Annotated in this window: 20 protein-coding genes; 11 read left to right on the top strand and 9 right to left on the bottom strand. The window is 72.0% G+C overall.

Annotated elements, in window-relative coordinates; translation table 11 throughout:
- Positions 1-33: 33 nt before the first annotated feature.
- A complete protein-coding gene (locus Sri02f_RS20605; RefSeq protein WP_109002789.1) occupies positions 34-732 on the bottom strand; it encodes an O-methyltransferase in 699 nt (232 codons plus the stop codon).
- 164 nt (positions 733-896) lie between these two features.
- Here Sri02f_RS20605 and sigE point away from each other — a divergent pair, with 164 nt between their 5' ends.
- The 5 genes from sigE (at position 897) to Sri02f_RS20580 (ending at position 6,481) form a co-directional block, all read left to right on the top strand.
- A complete protein-coding gene (gene sigE / locus Sri02f_RS20600) occupies positions 897-1,682 on the top strand; it encodes an RNA polymerase sigma factor SigE (RefSeq protein ID WP_245970706.1) in 786 nt (261 codons plus the stop codon).
- Positions 1,679-2,668 carry an anti-sigma factor family protein gene (locus Sri02f_RS20595; protein WP_109002787.1) on the top strand — a complete coding sequence of 330 codons (990 nt, stop codon included), beginning with the start codon at positions 1,679-1,681 and terminating at the stop codon, positions 2,666-2,668. The genes sigE and Sri02f_RS20595 overlap by 4 nt, the downstream gene beginning before the upstream one ends.
- A gap of 149 nt (positions 2,669-2,817) precedes the next feature.
- Complete coding sequence (locus Sri02f_RS20590) at positions 2,818-4,926, top strand: trypsin-like peptidase domain-containing protein (protein WP_109002786.1); 2,109 nt, start codon at positions 2,818-2,820, stop codon at positions 4,924-4,926.
- Between the two features lie 267 nt (positions 4,927-5,193).
- Positions 5,194-5,640, top strand: coding sequence for a sec-independent translocase (locus tag Sri02f_RS20585; protein WP_109002785.1), 447 nt, complete (start codon positions 5,194-5,196; stop codon positions 5,638-5,640).
- Positions 5,641-5,821: 181 nt separating this feature from the next.
- The gene (locus Sri02f_RS20580) at positions 5,822-6,481 is read left to right on the top strand and encodes a hypothetical protein (RefSeq protein ID WP_109002784.1); all 660 of its coding nucleotides are present in this window, start codon (positions 5,822-5,824) and stop codon (positions 6,479-6,481) included.
- A 113-nt stretch (positions 6,482-6,594) separates the two neighbouring features.
- Here Sri02f_RS20580 and Sri02f_RS20575 read toward each other — a convergent pair whose 3' ends face one another.
- From Sri02f_RS20575 to Sri02f_RS20565, 3 genes are read right to left on the bottom strand one after another with little or no spacing between them, the layout of a single operon-like run.
- Positions 6,595-7,728 carry an Mrp/NBP35 family ATP-binding protein gene (locus tag Sri02f_RS20575; protein ID WP_109002783.1) on the bottom strand — a complete coding sequence of 378 codons (1,134 nt, stop codon included), beginning with the start codon at positions 7,726-7,728 and terminating at the stop codon, positions 6,595-6,597.
- A gap of 42 nt (positions 7,729-7,770) precedes the next feature.
- Positions 7,771-8,394, bottom strand: a complete 624-nt coding sequence (locus Sri02f_RS20570) for a DUF1003 domain-containing protein (protein ID WP_109002782.1) — start codon at positions 8,392-8,394, stop codon at positions 7,771-7,773.
- Entirely contained in the window at positions 8,384-9,694 is a 1,311-nt protein-coding gene (locus Sri02f_RS20565; RefSeq protein WP_109002781.1) for a magnesium transporter MgtE N-terminal domain-containing protein, read from the bottom strand. Before Sri02f_RS20565 ends, Sri02f_RS20570 begins: the two co-directional genes overlap by 11 nt.
- A gap of 211 nt (positions 9,695-9,905) precedes the next feature.
- Here Sri02f_RS20565 and Sri02f_RS20560 point away from each other — a divergent pair, with 211 nt between their 5' ends.
- Complete coding sequence (locus tag Sri02f_RS20560) at positions 9,906-10,655, top strand: hypothetical protein (protein WP_109002780.1); 750 nt, start codon at positions 9,906-9,908, stop codon at positions 10,653-10,655.
- Between the two features lie 55 nt (positions 10,656-10,710).
- Here Sri02f_RS20560 and Sri02f_RS20555 read toward each other — a convergent pair whose 3' ends face one another.
- Positions 10,711-11,241 (bottom strand): hypothetical protein, encoded by a 531-nt coding sequence (locus Sri02f_RS20555; protein ID WP_109002779.1) that lies wholly within the window; start codon positions 11,239-11,241, stop codon positions 10,711-10,713.
- A 49-nt stretch (positions 11,242-11,290) separates the two neighbouring features.
- On the bottom strand, positions 11,291-12,421 hold the full coding sequence (locus Sri02f_RS20550) for a magnesium and cobalt transport protein CorA (protein ID WP_109002778.1): 1,131 nt from the start codon (positions 12,419-12,421) through the stop codon (positions 11,291-11,293).
- Positions 12,422-12,935: 514 nt separating this feature from the next.
- On the opposite strand from Sri02f_RS20550, the gene Sri02f_RS20540 reads away from it, so the two are divergent.
- Positions 12,936-13,520: a suppressor of fused domain protein gene (locus Sri02f_RS20540; protein ID WP_109002776.1), complete on the top strand. Its 585-nt coding sequence runs from the start codon at positions 12,936-12,938 to the stop codon at positions 13,518-13,520.
- Between the two features lie 67 nt (positions 13,521-13,587).
- Here Sri02f_RS20540 and Sri02f_RS20535 read toward each other — a convergent pair whose 3' ends face one another.
- A complete protein-coding gene (locus Sri02f_RS20535; protein ID WP_109002775.1) occupies positions 13,588-14,811 on the bottom strand; it encodes an MFS transporter in 1,224 nt (407 codons plus the stop codon).
- Positions 14,812-14,979: 168 nt separating this feature from the next.
- Between Sri02f_RS20535 and Sri02f_RS20530 the strand changes: the two genes are divergently transcribed.
- The 3 genes from Sri02f_RS20530 to Sri02f_RS20520 all read left to right on the top strand — a co-directional run bounded on the left by Sri02f_RS20530 (position 14,980) and on the right by Sri02f_RS20520 (position 17,351).
- On the top strand, positions 14,980-15,621 hold the full coding sequence (locus Sri02f_RS20530) for a DUF6758 family protein (RefSeq protein ID WP_109002774.1): 642 nt from the start codon (positions 14,980-14,982) through the stop codon (positions 15,619-15,621).
- A 213-nt stretch (positions 15,622-15,834) separates the two neighbouring features.
- Positions 15,835-16,692: a PHP domain-containing protein gene (locus Sri02f_RS20525; protein WP_109002773.1), complete on the top strand. Its 858-nt coding sequence runs from the start codon at positions 15,835-15,837 to the stop codon at positions 16,690-16,692.
- A 53-nt stretch (positions 16,693-16,745) separates the two neighbouring features.
- Positions 16,746-17,351 (top strand): MarC family protein, encoded by a 606-nt coding sequence (locus Sri02f_RS20520; RefSeq protein WP_109002772.1) that lies wholly within the window; start codon positions 16,746-16,748, stop codon positions 17,349-17,351.
- Positions 17,352-17,436: 85 nt separating this feature from the next.
- Here Sri02f_RS20520 and Sri02f_RS20515 read toward each other — a convergent pair whose 3' ends face one another.
- Positions 17,437-17,589, bottom strand: coding sequence for a DUF8834 family protein (locus tag Sri02f_RS20515; RefSeq protein WP_007384531.1), 153 nt, complete (start codon positions 17,587-17,589; stop codon positions 17,437-17,439).
- A gap of 202 nt (positions 17,590-17,791) precedes the next feature.
- On the opposite strand from Sri02f_RS20515, the gene Sri02f_RS20510 reads away from it, so the two are divergent.
- Positions 17,792-18,685 (top strand): NYN domain-containing protein, encoded by an 894-nt coding sequence (locus Sri02f_RS20510; RefSeq protein WP_109002771.1) that lies wholly within the window; start codon positions 17,792-17,794, stop codon positions 18,683-18,685.
- 104 nt (positions 18,686-18,789) lie between these two features.
- On the opposite strand, the gene Sri02f_RS20505 is transcribed toward Sri02f_RS20510, so the two are convergent.
- Positions 18,790-19,659, bottom strand: a complete 870-nt coding sequence (locus tag Sri02f_RS20505; RefSeq protein ID WP_109002770.1) for an alpha/beta fold hydrolase — start codon at positions 19,657-19,659, stop codon at positions 18,790-18,792.
- Positions 19,660-19,706: the final 47 nt, after the last annotated feature.

Below are 19,706 nucleotides of genomic sequence, written 5' to 3'. Positions count from 1 at the left end.
GGCCCAACGCCGGGGCCCGAACCTCTCAGCGCCTCAGCGCTTGACCGCGCACAGGAGCCCGTCGCCCACCGGCAGCAGCGACGTCACCAGCTCCTGGCTCTCGCGCACCGCCCGCAGCAGCTCCCGGATGCGTATGACCTCCGTGGGCTGCGGCCCCGAATCGACCGTGCGGCCGTTGGCGAAGACGCCCTCGAAGACGACCAGCCCGCCCGGCCGCAGCAGGCGCAACGATTCAGCGAGGTACTCCAGCAGCTCCAGCCGGTCGCCGTCACAGAAGACCAGGTCATAGCCGGCGTCCGCGAGGCGGGGCAGGACGTCGAGCGCGCGGCCGGGGATGAACCGGGCCCGGTTGCTGGCGAAGCCGCAGGCGCGGAAGGCCTGCCGGGCGAACTGCTGGTGCTCCGGCTCGGGGTCCACGGTCGTCAGGACGCCGTCCGGGCGCATCCCGTGCAGCAGGTGGATCCCGGAGACGCCGGTGCCGGTACCGATCTCGGCGACCGCCTTCGCGTCCACGGTGGCGGCGAGCATCCGCAGCGCGGCGCCCGTGCTGGGCGACACCGAGCGCAGCCCTGCCTCACGGGCCCGGTCGCGGGCCCAGCGCAGCGCTTCGTCCTCGGCGGCATAGGCGTCGGCGAACGCCCAGCTTGCCTGCCGGTTGCCGGTAATGACCCTCTCCTGTCCCCGTGGTTGCCTGGGCGTGACTGTATCCGTTGCCGCCGGGAACCCGCAGATGGGACCGGGCGTTTGAAGGGGTGGGAACGACTACGGGGGGGACACGGTTGGATCACGACGTGGGACAGGGCGCCGAGCAAGTGATGACGCAGCCGCATGAGCCGTGTCAGCACAGATCAATTTCTCGTAAAACCGCTTATCCGGAGCTAACGGGCGAGGTGGCTATGGTAGGGGCTCCACTGGACACCACCAATGCCGACAGGGGAGGTGCGGCCGCGCCTGTGGATCGGGGAGGAGTGCTGCGGCGCTTTCTCGGGTCGGCAGTCAGGCCGAAATCCGTGAACGACACCGCTGCTGACCCCAGCCACTCCGCCGGCATCGCCGTCGGCCCAGCCCAGACCGCGACCTTCACCACCGACGCGGACGGGCAGGCGTGGACTCCGCCCACGTGGGAGGAGATCGTCAGCATGCACAGCGGCCGGGTCTACCGGCTCGCCTATCGGCTGACCGGCAACCAGCACGACGCCGAGGACCTCACCCAGGAGGTCTTCGTCCGCGTCTTCCGCTCCTTGTCGACGTACACGCCGGGCACCTTCGAGGGCTGGCTGCACCGCATCACGACCAACCTCTTCCTGGACATGGTCCGCCGCAAGCAGCGCATCCGCTTCGACGCCCTCGGCGACGACGCGGCCGAGCGGCTGCCCAGCAAGGAGCCCACCCCGCAGCAGGTCTTCAACGACGCCCACTTCGACGCGGACGTCCAGCAGGCCCTCGACACCCTCGCGCCCGAGTTCCGCGCCGCGGTCGTGCTGTGCGACATCGAGGGGCTCTCCTACGAGGAGATCGCCGCGACCCTCGGCGTCAAGCTGGGCACGGTCCGCTCGCGCATCCACCGCGGCCGTTCGCAGCTGCGCAAGGCCCTCGCGCACCGTGCGCCCGAGGCCCGCGCCGGGCGTCGTTCCTTCGTGGCCCGCGTGCCCGCACTGGGAGGAGGGGGCGCGACCGCGTGAGTGCATCCCGACACGACGCAGCCGAGCGGCTCCTCGCGGAGCAGCATCTCGGCGACCGGCTCTCGGCCCTGGTGGACGGCGAGCTCGGTCACGACACCCGCGAACGTGTGCTCGCACACGTGGCGACCTGCCCTAAGTGCAAGACGGAGGTCGACGCCCAGCGCCGGCTGAAGAACGTCTTCGCCGAGGTCGCCCCACCCGCCCCCTCGGAAAGCTTTCTGGCCCGCCTCCAGGGGCTCCCCGCAGGAGGTGACTCCGAGGGCGGTGGCACGCCGCTGGGCGGGGGAGGCTTCGCCGACGGAGTCTTCGGAGTGCGGGGCACGAGACGGGACGATCCGTTCGAGTTCCGCTTTGCGCCCGCCCGGGAGCACGGCTCCGTCCTCTCTCCCGCCTCGGACCGCGGCTTCCGCGTCCATCCCGTCGGCCGCGCCGGCGACCGGCACGACGCCGAGCGCTCGCGCGGCATGCGGTTCGCGTTCGTCGCCGCCGGCGCGGTGTCGCTGGCCGCGATCGCGCTGGGGGGCATGAGCACCGTCGCCCCGGTCGACACGTCCGCGGACGGCCGTGCCGGGTCGGGCTCCGGAAGCAATGTGACACCGGCCCGCACCCCGGGCACGGGCTCCGCGGCGGGGGAGAACCAGCGCCGCCGTGCCGCAGGCCCCCTGCTCTCCCAGGGCGGACAGCTCGGCGACACCCCGGTCACCCCGACCGAGGTGTCGGCGCCTCTGCTGCCCGGGATGCCCGCTCAGCCCGGCAGCCCGGTCGAACAGGCCCTGCACCGGCTGACCACGCCCATGGTGGCCGGCGCCGCGGTCATGTCTCCCCTGATACGTCCGCTCGGCACGAACTCGCCGGTCTCCCTGAGCACCTGGACCGCCGCCGGCGCCAAGCTCGCCGATCCCGGTCTGCCCGCCGCACCCGTCCCCCTCACCACGTCCGTACCCAGCTCCTCTTCTGCCCTCCCGCCGGCACGGCACACCCGCTGACCGCCCCCTGCGCCTCGCCCGGCGAACCTGGTTGAATCGCGGTGGACCGCGTCCAGCCAGGCAGCCGGGCGCTACGGCGGAGTGCGCCGGGCAGGGCCGGGGGCGCGCACCGGTGCGACGCCCCGGCCGGCTCGACTGGGGGAGAGAGCATGGACGAGGGGAAGCCCGCGAGGGCGAAGTGGTGGAGCCTGCCCCGGCCGCAGTCGTCCCCGGCGCGACAGAGCCCGGCGGGCCGGGTCGACGACGACACGACGGCCGAGCCGGTGGGCCGGGTGCCGGATCCTGCCGACGGCGACTTCGAACTGGCCCGGCCGAACCGGGCGGCGAGCGCCTTGGACGCGCCCGGGGAACCGGCCGCCGCGGCAGGGCCGGAAACACCGGAAGCGAACGCCCCCGCGGCCGCCGCGCCGGCCGTCGGCGTTGACGACGGCGACGGCGACGGCGACTACGAACTGAGGCGTCCGGCGACTCCGTCCGAGGCGACCGTCGCGCAGCGCCCAGAAGAGGGTCCGGCGGCGACACCGGCCCCGGGCGGCGAGGCCGACTCCGATGCCGTCTGGGCCGATGGCACCCGCGCGGGGGATCCCCTCGATCCCGTCGATGCCGTCGCCTCGGGGGCGCCCGCTTCGGCCGGTTCGCCCGCTTCGGCCGCACCGCCGTCGGGCGCAGTCGTGGGAGAACGGCGGGGAGGGCCGTTGCACGATCCCGATCCCTACAGCACCCCGCCGTACGGGCAACCCGGCCCCTGGGCCCCCGCGCCCCCGGTCCAGCACCCGGCCGTCGCCCCCGTTCCCCTTGCCGCTCCCGTTGCGGCGCCCGGGATCGCGGCCCCGGCCCCCGGAGTCGACGTCACACCCGTGACCGCCGTGCACCCCTCGCAGGGCCCGCAGGCGCAGTCGGGCGCGGGGCTCCTCGCGCCTCCCGACCTTGCCGCTTCACCCCCATCACCCCCTTCGCCCCCTTCGCCCCTCTCTTCCCCTGTGTTCCCCGCCTCGCCCGCGTCCCCCGACCCCTCTTCTGCCTTCCCTCCCGCAAGCCCCTGGCAGCGGTACGACCCCTGGTCCGCGGCCCCGTTCGGCGGCGTCACCGGGGCGGAGCCCGTCGGCGAGGCCCGGTGGAACCGGCAGATGCGCGGGAAGCTGGTCGGCGGCGCGCTGGCCGTCGCCCTCGTCTCCGGCGGGCTCGGCGGAGCCGTCGGCACCTACCTGGAGCGCAACGGCGGGCTCCGCCCGATACAGCTGCCGCAGGCCTCCGCCGAGCCCACCGGGCGGGCCGCCGACGGCGTGGCCGGGATCGCCGCGCGGGCCCTGCCCGGCGTCGTCACCCTGCATGTCAGCGGCGGCGACGAGGCCGGCACCGGAACAGGCTTCGTCCTCGACTCCCTCGGCTACATCCTCACCAACAACCACGTGGTCGAGTCCGCCAAGAGCGGCGGCGGGATATCCGTCGTCTTCGACGGCGGCCAGACCGTCGGGGCCGAGGTCGTCGGCCGGGACAGCGGCTACGACCTGGCCGTGGTGCGGGTGACCGGGGTGAAGGGCCTCAAGCCCCTCTCCCTCGGCAACTCCGACGACGTCCGGGTCGGCGACCCCGTCGTCGCCATCGGCGCGCCCTTCGACCTGGAGGGCACGGTCACCTCCGGCATCATCAGCGCCAGGGAGCGGCCCGTCATCGCCGGCGGCGGGAGCGGCGGGAGCGGCGGGAGCGGCGGGAGCGGCGACGCGAGCGACGTCTCGTACGTGGACGCCCTCCAGACCGACGCGCCGATCAATCCCGGCAATTCCGGCGGCCCCCTCCTCGACGCGCGGGGCCGGGTCATCGGCGTCAACTCCGCCATCCGGTCCGGCGCCGACGGCGCCGACACGTCCGACGCCCAGGGCGGCTCGATCGGCCTCGGCTTCGCCATCCCGATCAACCTGGGCAAACGCGTGGCCGAGGAGCTGATCAACACGGGCCGGGCGACCCACCCGGTCATCGGAGTCAGCCTCGACACGGACTACGCGGGGGACGGCGCCCTCGTCAGCGCCACGGGCGCCGACGGGAACGCCCCGGTCACGCCGGGCGGCCCCGGCGACCGGGCCGGGATCAGGGCGGGCGACGTCATCACCGAGGTCGACGGGCGGCGGGTCCACACCAGCGGGGAGCTGATCGTCAGGACCCGCGCCCACCGCCCCGGCGACCGTCTGGAGCTGACGGTCGAGCGCGCCGGGCGGGAGCGCACGCTGACCCTGGTCCTCGGCTCGTCCGACGGCGGCTGAGGCGGTGCGCCCGTCGCCGCACGGCGGGCGCAGGCGTCGGCCCGCTCCCGGCGACGGACGCGAACATCACAGGCCGGACCCCGAAATGTGGCCCCCCATGGCAAACAACGCGGAAACTCGGCGGCATACACCCGGTCGGAGGGCTCGGGACGGTACCGGTCGGACAGGTGCGACAGGTACCGTGGACCCGGCCCGGACCACGGAAGACCCGAACTTGACCACTGAGGGCCGAGGGCCGAGGACCGCGGACATCGCAAGGAGCTTCAGGTGTTCAATGACATAGGACCGCTCGAGCTGGTGACGATCATCGTCCTGGCCGTGCTCGTCTTCGGTCCGGACAAGCTCCCGAAGGTCATCCAGGACGTGATGCGCACCGTCCGGAAGATCCGTGAGTTCTCGGAGAGCGCCAAGGCGGACATCCGCAGCGAACTCGGCCCGGAGTTCAAGGACTTCGAGTTCGAGGACCTCAACCCCAAGACGTTCATCCGCAAGCAGCTGGACAACGACGAGCTGGGGCTGAAGGAGATCCGCAACGGCTTCGACCTGAAGAAGGAGATGGCCGAGGTCACGGACGCGGTCCACAGCCGCGACACGGACGCCCCCTCCGCTCCGGGTTCCGCGGCCGCGTCGGGCGGGGCGCGCGTCGACATGACCAAGCGCCCCGAGGCGCCGGGCGAGGACGACCGTCCGCCCTTCGACGCGGACGCCACCTGAGCCGTCGGCGATCGCCGGTATGAGCCCCGATGTGAGGGGGCGCACGCTCCACGCGCCGGGCGGGTTCCCGGCAGCCCGGAGCGGGGTGGCTATGCTGCCTGGTTGTTGTGCGGAGCGGACGAGTACGCCCGAAGGGGGGCGGGCCGGTCGTTCCGTCGAGAACGAGGAGGCGTCCGGGCACATGGAGACGACGAGTCGGGCAGTCGCGCAGACGCCGGCCGCGGAGGACGGACAGCAGGTCCCCTCCGGGCGGCGCACGGTCGACGGCTACCTGGAGGCACCCTTTCCCTGGTACGGCCTCGACGAGGCCTTCACGGGGCCGCGCTGGCTGATGCAGGTGGGCACGGCCGCCGACGGGGCCGTCGAGCACGGTTCCATCGGACACGGGGACGAGCCCTCGGTGCGGCACGAGACGGCCGGCGAGGACCGCGGGAAGTTCGCGGTCGTCGTGACCGTCGCCGCGAACCCCGTACGGCGCAGCGCGGACGGCACCGGTCTGCTGGAGGCGACCTCCGTGTCGTCGGCGGCCTGGCTCGCCGGGGTGGGCCTGCTGTCCTTCACCTGGCCGGGCCAGATGGACCACAGCCTGCGCGACGACTGGCTGGACCAGCAGACCGAGACGGCGTGGGTCCTCGCCGACGACCTCGCCGGCGAGGACTGGTCCACGCTGTCCCTGCCGGTCGACGGCGTGCCGACCCCGTTCCACTACCGCGAGTCCGAGTTCGGCTGGGTGCTGGCCGGCTCGACCTCGCAAGGGGTGCACGTGGGGGCGTACGGGAGGGGCATGAGCGCGTACGGCCTCGGCTTCGCCATGATCAAGGACATCGAGACGTACGCCTGACCGGCCGTACGCCCCAGCTCCGATGACAGTGGGGGCGCCGTCCGGACACGGACGGCGCCCCCACTGTCATCGGGCGGAGCGAAGGACGGCACCCGCGAGCGGGCCGGGACCTCCTAGAACTTGTTGCGCGGGGTGATGCCCAGCGACAGGCCCGACAGACCGCGCTGGCGGCCGCCCAGCTTGCCGGCGATGGCGCGCAGCGCCGAGCCCGCGGGGGACTCGGGGTCGGTCAGGACGACCGGCTTGCCTTCGTCGCCGCCCTCGCGCAGCCGGACGTCGATCGGGATGGAGCCGAGCACCGGGACGTTGGCGCCGGTGGTGCGGGTGAGTCCCTCGGCCACCGACTGGCCGCCGCCGGTGCCGAAGACGTCGACCATCTCCCCGCAGTGCGGGCAGGGCAGGCCGGACATGTTCTCGACCACGCCGACGATCTTCTGGTGCGTCTGCACGGCGATGGAGCCGGCCCGCTCGGCGACCTCGGCCGCCGCCTGCTGCGGGGTCGTCACGACCAGGATCTCGGCGTTCGGGACCAGCTGGGCCACGGAGATCGCGATGTCGCCCGTGCCGGGCGGCAGGTCCAGGAGCAGGACGTCCAGGTCGCCCCAGTAGACGTCCGCGAGGAACTGCTGGAGCGCGCGGTGGAGCATCGGGCCGCGCCAGACGACCGGCGCGTTGCCCGGGGTGAACATGCCGATGGAGATGACCTTCACGCCGTTCGCGGACGGCGGCATGATCATGTTCTCGACCTGGGTGGGACGGCCGTCCGCGCCCAGCATGCGCGGCACGCTGTGACCGTAGATGTCGGCGTCGACCACGCCCACCTTCAGGCCGTCGGCCGCCATCGCCGCCGCCAGGTTCACCGTCACCGACGACTTGCCGACGCCGCCCTTGCCGGAGGCGACCGCGTACACGCGGGTCAGCGAGCCCGGCTTGGCGAACGGGACCTCGCGCTCGGTCTGGCCGCCGCGCAGCGCGTTCGCCAGCTCCTTGCGCTGTTCGTCGCTCATCACGTCGAGGGTGACGTCGACGCGGGTGACGCCCTCCACCGCGGAGACCGCGTCGGTCACCCGCTGGGTGATCGTCTCGCGCATCGGGCAGCCGGAGACCGTCAGGTACACGGTGACCGCGACCGCCCCGTCCGCGGCGATCTCCACCGACTTCACCATCCCGAGTTCGGTGATGGGCCGGTTGATCTCGGGGTCGTTCACCGTCGCCAGTGCCTCGCGCACCGCGTCTTCGCTAGCCATAGGACGATGGTACGGCGACCTGCGGGGACCCCGGTAAGCCCGTCACCGGTCGTCTACGTCACGTCCCCGCGACCGTTCTGCCGGGAATACGGCGTGTTCGCGGTGCCCGTCCCGCCGTTCCTCCAGCTCCTTGACCATGTCCTGCAGCTCGGAGCGGATCCAGTCCCGGGTCGCGACCTCGCCCAGACCGATGCGCAGGGCGGCGATCTCCCTGGTCAGGTACTCGGTGTCGGCGATGGACCGCTCGTTGGACTTGCGGTCCTGCTCCAGGTTGACCCGGTCGCGGTCGTCCTGCCGGTTCTGCGCGAGGAGGATCAGCGGGGCCGCGTAGGAGGCCTGCAGGGACAGCATCAGGGTCAGGAAGATGAAGGGGTAGTTGTCGAACCGCAGGTTCGGCGGGGCGAAGATGTTCCACAGGACCCAGGCGATGATGACGACCGTCATCCAGACGATGAACCGGCCGGTGCCCAGGAAGCGTGCGATGCGCTCCGACAGCCGTCCGAAGGCCTCCGGGTCCCACTCGGGCAGGATCCGGTGCCGGGGCGACCGCGGCTGGTCCAGCCGGGGCCGGGCCCGGCCGGTCGCCGTGGCGCCCGTGGGGGTGCGCTCGCGGCCCGCGCCGGCCTGGGCGCGCTCACGGCCCGCGCTCTCGCGTTCAGGAGCCATGCCGACCGGCCCCCTCGGTCTCGGGCTCGCCCGCGGGCTCGCCCTCCAGGTGGAACTCCGTCTCCCGCCAGTCCTCCGGCAGCATGTGGTCCAGGACGTCGTCCACGGTCACCGCGCCGAGGAGCGAGCCCGCCTCGTCCACCACGGGCGCCGCGACCATGTCGTACGTCGCGAAGAACCCGGCGACGACCGGCAGGGCCGCGTCCGGCGCCAGGGCCTGCAGATCGTCGTCGAGGAGCGAACTGACCAGCGTGTACGGGGGATCGCGCAGGAGCCGCTGGAAGTGGACCGTGCCCAGGTACTTGCCGGTCGGGGTCTCGTCGGGCGGGCGGCAGACGTAGACCTGCGCGGCGAGCGCGGGGGAGAGGTCCGGGTTGCGCACCCGCGCCAGGGCGTCGGCGACGGTGGCGTCGGGGCGCAGGACGATCGGCTCGGTGGTCATCAGCCCGCCCGCCGTGTGCTCCTCGTACGCCATCAGGCGCCGCATGTCGGCCGCGTCGTCGGGCTGCATCAGACTCAGCAGCCGCTCCTTGTCCTCCTCCGGGAGCTCGGAGAGCAGGTCGGCCGCGTCGTCGGGGTCCATCGCCTCCAGGACGTCCGCCGCGCGCTCCTCCTTCAGCTTGCCGAGGATCTCGATCTGGTCGTCCTCCGGCAACTCCTCCAGGACGTCGGCGAGACGGTCGTCGTCGAGGGCGGCGGCCACCTCGGCGCGCCGCTTGGCGGAGAGATGGTGCAGGACGTTGGCCAGGTCGGCGGGGCGCAGCTGCTCGAACGTGGCCAGCAGACTCTCCGCGCCCTGCCCGTGCTCCTCCAGCGAGAACCCGGTGACGGCCGACCACTCCACGGTCAGCGTCTCGCCCTTGGCCCGCCGGAAGGCGGTCGCCTTCTTGCCCTTGCGGACGAAGACCCGGTCGATCTCCCAGTCGCGGCGGGCCGGCAGCTGCTGCACCGACGCGTCGAGGACGGTGACCTCCTCGCCGGTCTCGACGAGCGTGACGCGCCGGTCGAGCAGCTCCCCGAACACCAGCCGCTCGGTGGGCCGCTGCTCGAAGCGGCGGACGTTGAGCACGCCGGTGGTGATGACCTGACCGGACTCGACGCCGGTCACCCGGGTCATGGGCAGGAAGATCCGGCGCCGGGTGGACAGTTCGACGACCAGCCCGAGCACTCTCGGCGGCCGCCGCCGCACGCGCAGCACGACGACGAGGTCGCGTACGCGGCCCACCTGGTCGCCGTTCGGATCGAACACGGGGATGCCCGAGAGGTGCGAGACGAAGATCCGGGGGGCTCCCGCTGCCATGACCGCCCCTCCTTGTCGTACGCGCAGATGCGCGCTGTTGCCGGTGGTGCTCTTTTCCCGATTGCCCGCTCGTGCGGGCTTCAGGCTAGCCCGTCCCGATCGGATACGCCCTGGTGGGGCGTCCGGACGGACTGGCTCCGCCCGGGTCGCGCGACCCCGGTACGCTGCCGTACGCCGCTCAGCACACCCGCGCAGAAAGGCAGCCTTCTCTGTGACTGCGATTCCCCAGGGCCGTACTCGCCGGACCCCGCTGGTGAGCACGGTGTGCGCACTGGTCGTGGGCATGGGACTGGCCGGGTGCAGCGAGGATCCGGACGCGGGCACGAACGGGGTGGGCAAGCTGTCCGCCGCGCAGATCCAGGAGAAGACCAAGGCGGCCGCCGGCTCCGTGGACGCGGTGCGGCTGTCGGGCAGCGTCGTCACCAGCGGGCGCACGTACAAGCTCGACATGAGCCTGAAGGCGGACGGGGGCGCCGGGTCGGTCACCGCGCAGGGGGCCACCTTCCATCTGCTGCGGGTGGGCGAGCAGCTGTTCCTCAAGGCGGACGCGGCGTTCTGGAAGAAGGAGGACGGCAAGTCCGGCGACGGCTCCGACGCGGCGGCCGCCGACAAGCTCGACGGCAAGTACGTCAAGGTGCCGGCGGGCGATCCCTCGTACAAGAAGTTCAGCGGGTTCACGGACAAGGACCTCCTCCTCGACGGTCTGCTGACGCTGCACGGCGCGCTGGCCACCGACGGCCACCACGAGCAGGCCGGGGTGCGCACCGTCCGCATCACCGGCGACGGCGGTTCCGGCGGCACGCTGGACGTCTCGCTGGAGGGCAAGCCGTACCCGCTGCTGCTGGAACGCGCGGGCGGGGCCGGGACGCTGCGCTTCTCGTCATGGGGCAAGGACTTCGCCCTGGAGGAGCCGGCGAAGGACGAGACGGTGGACTACGGCAAGCAGCTGCCGACGTCGTGACCTGCCGCTGAGCGCGCCATGGACCGGCCGCTGCGCGGATCGGCCGATCCGGCCGCTACTTTCGTCTGCGCTTGCGCAGCAGCAGCTTCGGCAGTCCGGCGGGCGCCGGCTCCCGCGTGGTGGCGGGCGAGGGGACGGGCCGTGCGGCGAGACTCCCCTGCGGGAGCGGCGAGGTGGCGCCCGTCGGCTCCAGGCGGAGCACCCGGCACTCGCGCGCCCAGCGCTCGGTCATGGCCTCGCCGTCGGGCGCGTTCAGCCGCTTGCCCTTGAGCTCGGCGACGGCCGCCTCCCAGGCCTGGGAGCCGGGCGCGAGCTCGGCGACCTTCGCCGTCCAGGTGACCAGCCGGCCGCCCTTGTCCTTGCTGCGGACGGTGACCTCGGCCGAGCCGCCCTCGACGAGTCCCGGCAGCGGCTGCTCGCCCGGCCCGTCGCCGACCAGACAGGCGGCGCCCTCGTGCCACACGTGCCACAGCGCTCGCGCGGCCGTCCCGTCCGCGCCCCGGACCCAGACGAGGCCGGACTTCTTGGTCGCTTCCTCGACGAGGGTCCGGTCGACGAGGGCCTGTCCGAGCAGCTCGCTTGTCATGCCGCCCAGCCTATCCGGGGCAGGTCCGGGCGGGTCCTCGGCGAGGTCCTCACAGCCAGCCGTTGCGCTTCAGCGTGCGGTGGATGCCCACACAGAGGGCCACCATGGCCGACATGACCACGGGGTAGCCGTACTTCCAGTGCAGTTCCGGCATGTAGTCGAAGTTCATCCCGTACACCCCGCACACCATCGTCGGCACGGCGATGATGGCGGCCCAGGACGTGATCTTGCGCATGTCCTCGTTCTGCGCGACGGAGGCCTGCGCGAGGTTGGCCTGCAGGATCGAGTTGAGCAGTTCGTCGAAGCCGATGACCTGCTCCTGGACCCGGGCGAGGTGGTCGGCGACGTCCCGGAAGTACTTCTGGATGTCGGGGTCGACCAGTCGCATCGGGCGCTCGCTCAGCAGCTGCATCGGCCGCAGCAGCGGCGACACCGCCCGCTTGAACTCCAGCACCTCGCGCTTGAGTTGGTAGATCCGGCTCGCGTCCGTGCCGCGCGGGGTGCCCTTGCGGCCCGGCGAGAACACCTCGGTCTCGACCTCGTCGATGTCGTCCTGCACGGCGTCCGCGACCGCGATGTAGCCGTCGACGACGTGGTCGGCGATGGCGTGCAGCACCGCCGAGGGGCCCTTGGCGAGGAGCTCGGGGTCGTCCTGAAGGCGGTGGCGCAGTGCGCGCAGCGAGCCCTGGCCGCCGTGCCGGACGGTGATGAAGAAGTCCTTGCCGGTGAAGCACATGACCTCACCGGTCTCCACGACCTCGCTGTTGGCCGTGAGCCGGTCGTGCTCGATGTAGTGGATGGTCTTGAAGACGGTGAAGAGGGAGTCGTCGTAGCGCTCCAGCTTGGGCCGCTGGTGGGCTTGCACCGCGTCCTCCACGGCCAGCGGGTGGAGTCCGAACTCGCTGGCGATACCGGCGAATTCGGCCTCGGTCGGCTCGTGCAGGCCGATCCACACGAAGCCGCCGTCGCGCCGTACCTGGCGCATGGCCTCCTGCGGGGTCGGCGCCTGCGGGAACACGACGCGCGAGCCGTCGCGGTAGACGGCGCAGTCGACGACTGCCGACGGGGTTCCGGGGTCGCGGGTGGTGTCGTAGGCGCCGGTGTCCGTACGCCCGCCCCCCTTGCGCAGGGAGGGGCGGGCGGGACGGACGACGGCACGGAGGTCGCGGATCATCGACATGGCAGGCTCCTTCGCGACGAGCAAAGAAAGACCGCCACGACGGGTGGAACTGCCCGGAATGGGGACGTCCTGACCGGGGTCTCCCCGGCCTTCGGGCTGGGAAAGGGTTTGGCACGTCCACAAAGCGGGGAGCACCGCTCCGTCGCGGTGGCGAGCTTCGCTGCTGGATCAGACCGGAGAGATCTGCAGATCGGGTGGATCGGGCAGATCGGGCAAAGAACGAACGACGTGCTCTTCCGCATGAAGATGAGCGCGAGAGGCGGCGACCAGCCGGAGGCGAAGAGGCCAGAGCAGCGGTATCAGCGGCGGGAAGAGCGAGTGGTACTGCACGGGTGACTTCGATCCATGACAGCCCCACCTCCTCCAGCCGGTCCCTCGTAAGGGAGTCTCGTCTGCGTCGAGGCAAGATAGCGACGCTTCTGCGTGCTGCCCCGAACCACCGCGCCAGAGTATCAGCCGCCCGAAGTGTCAAGGCGCTGCTTTGCCCCGCCCAGACGAGTTCTATGCTCGCCGCATGGCTGATGTTCTCCCTCTGGTCGAGGCCCGTCTGCGTTCCGCGCTGGGCGAGCCGGACGCCCGTGCCGCGGTCACCTTCCTCGGCACGGACCGCGTCGAGGTGCTGCGCTTCCGCGAGGGCGACGTCGTCCGCTACGCCACGCTCGGCATGTCCGCGCAGCCGATGGGCGATCCCACGGCGATGCTCGCGGATCCGGTCCGGGGGCCGCGCGCCGAGCTGCTCCTGTCCGTCCGGCCGGGCGGCGCCGACACCGACAAGGTGCTCCGACCGCTCGCCGTGCTCGCGGCGTCCCCGCAGGTCGAGGGGGTCGTCGTGGCTCCGGGGGCGTCCCTCGACGTGGGCGGGCCGTTGTGGCCCGGGGCTGCCTTCACCTCGGTCCTGGTCGCCGAGCCGGGCGGTCTGGTCGAGGACCTCGACCTCGACGAGCCCCTCGACCCGGTCCGTTTCCTGCCGCTGCTTCCCATGACCCCCAACGAGGCCGCCTGGAAGCGTGTCCACGGCGCCCAGGCGCTTCAGGAGCGCTGGCTGACGAACGGGACGGACCTCCGGGATCCGTCCCGGACATCCGTCCCGCTCGGCTGAGGCTCCGTGAGGAAGGTCACCAACACGCGGCCCGTAGAGGCCGGTTGACCCGGCCGGGGCGCGAGGCTCAGTTCGCGAAGACCGTGACCCCGTCCTCCGTGGCGTGCTGCGGCTCCAGTTCCCGCGCCTCGTGCGTCAGCGCCGTGCGCCGTACGAGGACCACGACCGCGCCGAGCACCGCCGTCACCGCCGCGACCACGAACGGCATGTGGATGTCGCTCCATTCCTCGATCTTCGGCGCGAAGTAGGGCGCGGCCGCGGCCGCGAACCACCGCACGAAGTTGTAGCCGGCGCTCGCCACCGGGCGCGGCGCGTCCGACACGCCGAGCGCCAACTCGGTGTAGACGGTGTTGTTCACGCCGATGAACGCGCCGGACAGGATCGTGCAGACGACCGCCGTGGTGTGGTCGCCGTAGCCGAGGGCGAGCACGTCGGCGGCGAGCAGCACCAGTGAGCCGCCGAGCACCTTCAGCGAGCCGAACCGCTTCTGCAGGCGCGGCGCCACGAGCACCGAGAAGACGGCGAGCAGCACGCCCCACGCGAAGAACACCGCACCCGACTTGTAGGGGGTCATGTTCAGCACGAACGGGGTGAAGGCCAGCACGGTGAAGAAGGTGTAGTTGTAGAAGAACGCCGAGGCCGCCACGGAGGCGAGACCGCCGTGGCCGAGCGCCTTGAGCGGGTCGAGCAGCGAGGTCCTGCGGGCCGGCTTCGGCTGCTCCTTCAGGAACGCCGTGATGCACAGGAAGCCGACGGCCATCAGGAACGCGGTGCCGAAGAACGGGTAGCGCCAGCTGGCGTCGCCCAGCAGCGCGCCCAGCAGGGGGCCGCAGGCCATGCCGAGGCCGAGGGCGGACTCGTACAGCAGGATGGCCGCCGCGCTGCCGCCGGCCGCCGCGCCGACGATCACCGCGAGGGCGGTGGAGACGAAGAGCGCGTTGCCCAGTCCCCAGCCCGCCCGGAAGCCGACGAGTTCGGCGACCGAGCCCGAGGTGCCGGCGAGGCCCGCGAACACGACCACCAGGGCGAGGCCGAGCAGCAGGGTTCGGCGTCCGCCGATGCGGCTGGAGACGAATCCGGTGACCAGCATCGCGAGCGCGGTGATCAGGAAGTAGGAGGTGAAGAGCAGGGAGACCTGACTGGCCGTGGCGTTCAGTCCCTGGGCGATGGACGGCAGGATCGGATCGACCAGGCCGATGCCCATGAAGGCCACGACGGAGGCGCCTGCCGTCGCCCACACCGCCTTCGGCTGCCGCAGGATGCTTCCGGCTCCGGCGTCGAACGTGTCCATGGTTCCCCTCGTCCCGTAGATGGTTGGTATATACACACAGTAAGTTAGGTCGCCTAATGAATGCAAGTTGCATCTATAACTTTCCGGTGCGGCGCTCCTCGGCCGGATTCGGTCCGGACGGGTGATCGTCCTTGACGCGGGCGGGCTCGGGTAGGACCGTGGGGCCCTATGAGGGGCGAACCCAGTTGCCCGAAGTGTGGTGGCCGGGTCAGGGCTCCCGGACTCTTCGCCGATTCCTGGCAGTGCGATGTGCACGGGACGGTGCATCCGCTGCAGCCCGTGATCCCGCCCAGCGTCGAGGCCCTCAGCGTCGTCGTGCACCGCACGCAGGTGCCCGTGTGGATGCCGTGGCCGTTGCCGGTCGGCTGGCTCTTCACCGGTGTGACGTACGCGGGCGACGATCGCAGCGGGGGCCGTGCCACCGTCGTGGCCTGCTCCGGGCCCGGTCCGCTCGGCGGCATGGGCGAGCTGATCCTGGTCGCCGAGGAGCTGGGCGTCGGCCTCGGCGCGCGGTACGCCGGCGTCGACGGGCCCGATCCGGGGCCCTATATGAGCGTCGAGAAGCCCCCGCAGGCCAAGGTGCTCGCCGCAGGCCGCCCGACCCCCCTCTGGCACGTCTCCGCCACCCCGGACGACCGCGCGGTCTTCGCCGGGGAGGCCCTGGGACTGTGGCTGTGGGCGGTGGTCTGGCCCGAGCAGTCCGGACTGCTGATGTACGACGAACTCGTGCTGACCGACCTGCGGGACGCGGGTGCGGAGGTCGAGCTGGTGCCCTGCGGGGCGCTGTCGCCGCGCCTGCTCGAGCCGTAACGCTCCGTCGTAGCCGCTCGGCCGTAACGCTCAACGCTCCGCCCTAACGCTCCGCCGGAGCGGGCTGCCCGGGTGGTTTCCCTGGCCTCCTCCGGGAAGTGGCGGACGCTGCGTGTAGGGGGTGCTCGGGGGTTTCAGGTGTGACAGGGGTGGGCTGGCGACCGGCTATGCTGGAGCGTCCCCTTCCGTCCGTCACCGCCTGGAGTCCGCGTCGTGCGCATCGATCTGCACTGCCACTCCACGGCGTCCGACGGCACGGACACCCCGGCGGAGCTGGTCCGCAACGCGGCCGCCGCAGGCCTGGACGTCGTCGCGCTGACCGATCACGACACCACCCGTGGATACGCCGAGGCCGTCGCCGCGCTGCCGTCGGGACTCACGCTCGTGACCGGCGCCGAGCTGTCCTGCCGGATCGGCGGCGTCAGCATGCACATGCTGGCCTATCTCTTCGACCCGGAGGAGCCCGCCCTGCTCGCCGAGCGCGAGCTGGTGCGCGACGACCGGGTGCCCCGGGCGCGCGCGATGGTGGCCAAGCTGAACGAGCTGGACGTGCCCGTCACCTGGGAGCAGGTCGCGCGGATCGCGGGGGAGGGGTCCGTCGGGCGGCCGCATGTGGCCGCCGCCCTGGTCGAGCTCGGCGTCGTCCCCACCGTGAGCGACGCGTTCACCCAGGACTGGCTCGCCGACGGCGGGCGCGCCTACGCCGAGAAGCACGAGACCGACCCCTTCGAGGCGATCCGGCTGGTCAAGGGCGCGGGCGGGGTCACCGTCCTCGCGCACCCGGCCGCCGCCAAGCGGGGGCGCACGGTGCCGGAGTCGGACGTCGCCGAGCTGGCCGCCGCCGGCCTCGACGGCATCGAGGTCGACCACATGGACCACGACGCGGACACGCGTGACCGGCTGCGCGGGCTGGCGAAGGATCTGGGGCTGCTGGTCACCGGCTCCTCGGACTACCACGGCAGTCGCAAGACGTGCGAGCTCGGCGAGTACACGACCGACCCCGAGGTGTACGGGGAGATCACCCGGCGCTCCACCGGGGCGTTCCCGGTGCCGGGCGCCGGCGGAGCCTGAGGCACCCCCGCGCGTCCCCCTTCTGACCTCTTCCCCGCAAGGCTCCTGCACTGATGTTCGACGTCGCCGTCTTCGGCTCCCTGTTCCTCACCCTTTTCGTCATCATGGATCCCCCAGGGATCACCCCGATCTTCCTCGCGCTGACCGCCGGACGCCCCGGCAAGGTGCAGAAGCGGATGGCCTTCCAGGCGGTCTGCGTGGCCGGCGGTGTGATCGCCGTCTTCGGGCTGCTGGGCCACCAGATCCTCGACTACCTGCACGTCTCGGTGCCCGCGCTGATGATCGCGGGCGGCCTGCTGCTCCTGCTGATCGCGCTCGACCTGCTCACCGGCAAGACCGACGAGCCGAAGCAGACCAAGGACGTCAACGTCGCGCTCGTCCCGCTGGGCATGCCCCTGCTGGCCGGACCGGGTGCGATCGTGTCCGTCATCCTCGCCGTGCAGAAGGCCGACAGCGTCGCCGCGCAGGTGTCGGTGTGGGCGGCGATCCTCGCCATCCACGCGGTGCTGTGGGTGGTGATGCGCTACTCGCTGCTGATCATTCGGGTCATCAAGGACGGCGGCGTGGTCCTGGTGACACGGCTCGCGGGCATGATGCTCTCCGCGATCGCCGTGCAGCAGATCATCAACGGAGTCACCCAGGTGATCCGGGGGAGCTGAACGGCCCCGGCGCACACAGAGCCCCCCACGGCCGTGCCGTGGGGGGCTCTGAAATCTGTGCGGGACCGTGTTGCCGGGACCGGTGTTATGAGGCCGAGGTGTCGGCCGGACGGATCCACAGCCGCTGCCCGATGGCGGCGGCCTGCTGAACGATCCGGTTGACGGAGGCGGCGTCCACGACGGTGCTGTCCACGGGCGTGCCGTCGACGTCGTCGAGTCGCATGATTTCGAAGCGCATGGCTTCTCCCTTCGTCTGGTCATCCCCCTCGCGGAGGATTGCTGTGCTTGTTGCTACATGAGTAGTCAACGCGGTGCGTGTTACGAACATTCCCTACGCTAAAGAAATTTTTCGAACAACTAATTACTAACGAGTAAGTATTTACGGAGACTGAACGGGACCGGTTGTGTTCGCAGCGTGACCACCGGGACAATGGGAGGCGATGAACGACGACCTCCCGGCCCTCGCCGCCCGCATCGACCGCACGAACGAGCTGCTCACCCGCATGCTCGCCGAGGTGGCCAAGACGCCCTCCACCCACGCGATCTTCGTCGACGCGGGTTACCTGTACGCGGCGGCGGGCCGCCTCGTGGCCGGGACCGAGGACCGCCGGGCCTTCGACCTCGACGCCGAGGGCCTGATCGAGGCGCTCATCGACCGCGCCCGTTCGATCTTCGCCGACAGCCGGCTCCTGCGGGTCTACTGGTACGACGGCGCCCGGCGCCGGATCCACACCGCCGAGCAGCAGTCCATCGCCGAGCTGCCGGACGTCAAGGTCCGGCTGGGCAACCTCAACGCCAACAACCAGCAGAAGGGCGTCGACTCGCTCATCCGCTCTGACCTCGAGTCCCTGGCCCGCCATCGCGCCATCAGCGACGCGGCCCTGCTGGGCGGCGACGAGGACCTGGTCTCGGCGGTGGAGGCCGCCCAGGGGTACGGCGCGCGCGTCCACCTGTGGGGCATCGAGGCGCCGGACGGCCGCAACCAGGCCGAGCCGCTGCTCTGGGAGGTCGACAGCCAGCGCACCCTCGACCTCGACTTCTTCAAGCCGTACGTCTCACGGCGCACCGCCGCCTACGAGGCCAACGGCGCGAGCCGCCCCACCCGCGAGGCCGTCCGCTTCGTCGGCGCGCAGATCGCGGCGAAATGGCTGGCGGCGCGGGGCAGGGAGGCGCTGGCCGAGCTGCTGCCGGGCCACCCCTATCTCCCCGGCTCCGTCGACCAGGACCTCCTCGTGGAGGCCGAGGGCATGCTGCAGTACTCCCTGCGCGGCCAGGCGGACCTCAGGCGCGCGCTGCGCGACGGCTTCTGGGAGCACGTGCAGACCCAGTACTAGCCCCGCGCGCCCGCGGCGCCGGAACAACGCGCGGGGCCCGCACAACACGCGGCGCCGGAACAACACGCGGGGCCGGAAGAGCAGCCGACGCCGGCGGCGCCGGCTCAGCGGTCCCAGAAGTCGGCGAGTGCGTGGGCCGTCAGCAGCGGCTTGTCCAGGTTCGGCGAGTGCTCGGCGCCCGGCACGACCGACCGGTGCGCGCGCAGGTCCACGGCCATGGCGTCCAGAAGGGGCACAGGCCAGGTGTCGTCCCGCGCGCCCGACAGGACGTGCAGCGGCAGCGGCACCGCCGCCAGTTCGCCGACACGGTCCGGCTCGACGCACAACTGACGTCCCGTGGCGAGGAGTTGGGCAGGCTTGTGGTTCAGCCAGCGCAACCGCATCTGATCCAGTTTGCCGAAGCCGCGGGCCGGGCCGCCGACCTCCTCGGGCGGGCCCATCGCCAGGATCGCCGTCCACACCTGCGGCATGGACATCACCGCGAGCGCGTCGTGCAGCAGCTTCACCCGCTGCTTCTGGGACTCCGAGATCTCGCCGGGGCCCGAGGAGACGAGCGTGAACGAGACGAAGGGGGAGTGGTCCAGCAGCACGGCGGCGCGGGCGATCTGGCCGCCCAGGGAGTGCCCGACCAGATGCACCGGAGCGTCGAGGGCGGCCGCCTGCGCGAGCACGTCCCTGGCCAACTCCTCCTGGGCGTACGGTGATTCGTCCTCCGCCGGGCCGTCGGACTCGTTCTGGCCGCGGCCGTCCACGGCGATGCTCCGGTAGCCGCGGGCCGCGAGCGGCTCGTGCAGCCGGTGGAAGTCCTCCTTGCTCCCGGTGAAGCCGGGCAGCAGCAGCGCGATGCCGCGCGGCTCGACACCGGCGGCCACGGGGGCGTCGACGACGGCGAACTCACCGCGCTCGGTCCGCAGCGCGTACGCGCGCGCGCCGGGCGGCGGCGGGAAGGGAGTGGCGATGCTCGGCCTGGTCACGTGCCGAGGCTACCGGCAGGGTCCGCGACGCGCCCTCGCCGGGACCC

The organism is Streptomyces rishiriensis (assembly GCF_003112535.1).
Taxonomy (GTDB): domain Bacteria; phylum Actinomycetota; class Actinomycetes; order Streptomycetales; family Streptomycetaceae; genus Streptomyces; species Streptomyces rishiriensis.
Note: the sequence above shows the minus strand (reverse complement) of the source record. Positions and strands in the feature narration are given on the sequence as shown.

What these genes read in the sequence shown, in the direction of transcription:
- Sri02f_RS20535 (WP_109002775.1), bottom strand. Translation starts at nt 14,811, where the DNA reads ATGGACACGTTCGACGCCGGAGCCGGAAGCATCCTGCGGCAGCCGAAG.
- Sri02f_RS20550 (WP_109002778.1), bottom strand. Translation starts at nt 12,421, where the DNA reads ATGTCGATGATCCGCGACCTCCGTGCCGTCGTCCGTCCCGCCCGCCCC.
- sigE (WP_245970706.1), top strand. Translation starts at nt 897, where the DNA reads ATGGTAGGGGCTCCACTGGACACCACCAATGCCGACAGGGGAGGTGCG.
- Sri02f_RS20590 (WP_109002786.1), top strand. Translation starts at nt 2,818, where the DNA reads ATGGACGAGGGGAAGCCCGCGAGGGCGAAGTGGTGGAGCCTGCCCCGG.
- Sri02f_RS20515 (WP_007384531.1), bottom strand. Translation starts at nt 17,589, where the DNA reads ATGCGCTTCGAAATCATGCGACTCGACGACGTCGACGGCACGCCCGTG.
- Sri02f_RS20570 (WP_109002782.1), bottom strand. Translation starts at nt 8,394, where the DNA reads ATGGCTCCTGAACGCGAGAGCGCGGGCCGTGAGCGCGCCCAGGCCGGC.
- Sri02f_RS20540 (WP_109002776.1), top strand. Translation starts at nt 12,936, where the DNA reads ATGGCTGATGTTCTCCCTCTGGTCGAGGCCCGTCTGCGTTCCGCGCTG.
- Sri02f_RS20520 (WP_109002772.1), top strand. Translation starts at nt 16,746, where the DNA reads ATGTTCGACGTCGCCGTCTTCGGCTCCCTGTTCCTCACCCTTTTCGTC.
- Sri02f_RS20575 (WP_109002783.1), bottom strand. Translation starts at nt 7,728, where the DNA reads ATGGCTAGCGAAGACGCGGTGCGCGAGGCACTGGCGACGGTGAACGAC.
- Sri02f_RS20555 (WP_109002779.1), bottom strand. Translation starts at nt 11,241, where the DNA reads ATGACAAGCGAGCTGCTCGGACAGGCCCTCGTCGACCGGACCCTCGTC.
- Sri02f_RS20580 (WP_109002784.1), top strand. Translation starts at nt 5,822, where the DNA reads ATGGAGACGACGAGTCGGGCAGTCGCGCAGACGCCGGCCGCGGAGGAC.
- Sri02f_RS20565 (WP_109002781.1), bottom strand. Translation starts at nt 9,694, where the DNA reads ATGGCAGCGGGAGCCCCCCGGATCTTCGTCTCGCACCTCTCGGGCATC.
- Sri02f_RS20530 (WP_109002774.1), top strand. Translation starts at nt 14,980, where the DNA reads ATGAGGGGCGAACCCAGTTGCCCGAAGTGTGGTGGCCGGGTCAGGGCT.
- Sri02f_RS20510 (WP_109002771.1), top strand. Translation starts at nt 17,792, where the DNA reads ATGAACGACGACCTCCCGGCCCTCGCCGCCCGCATCGACCGCACGAAC.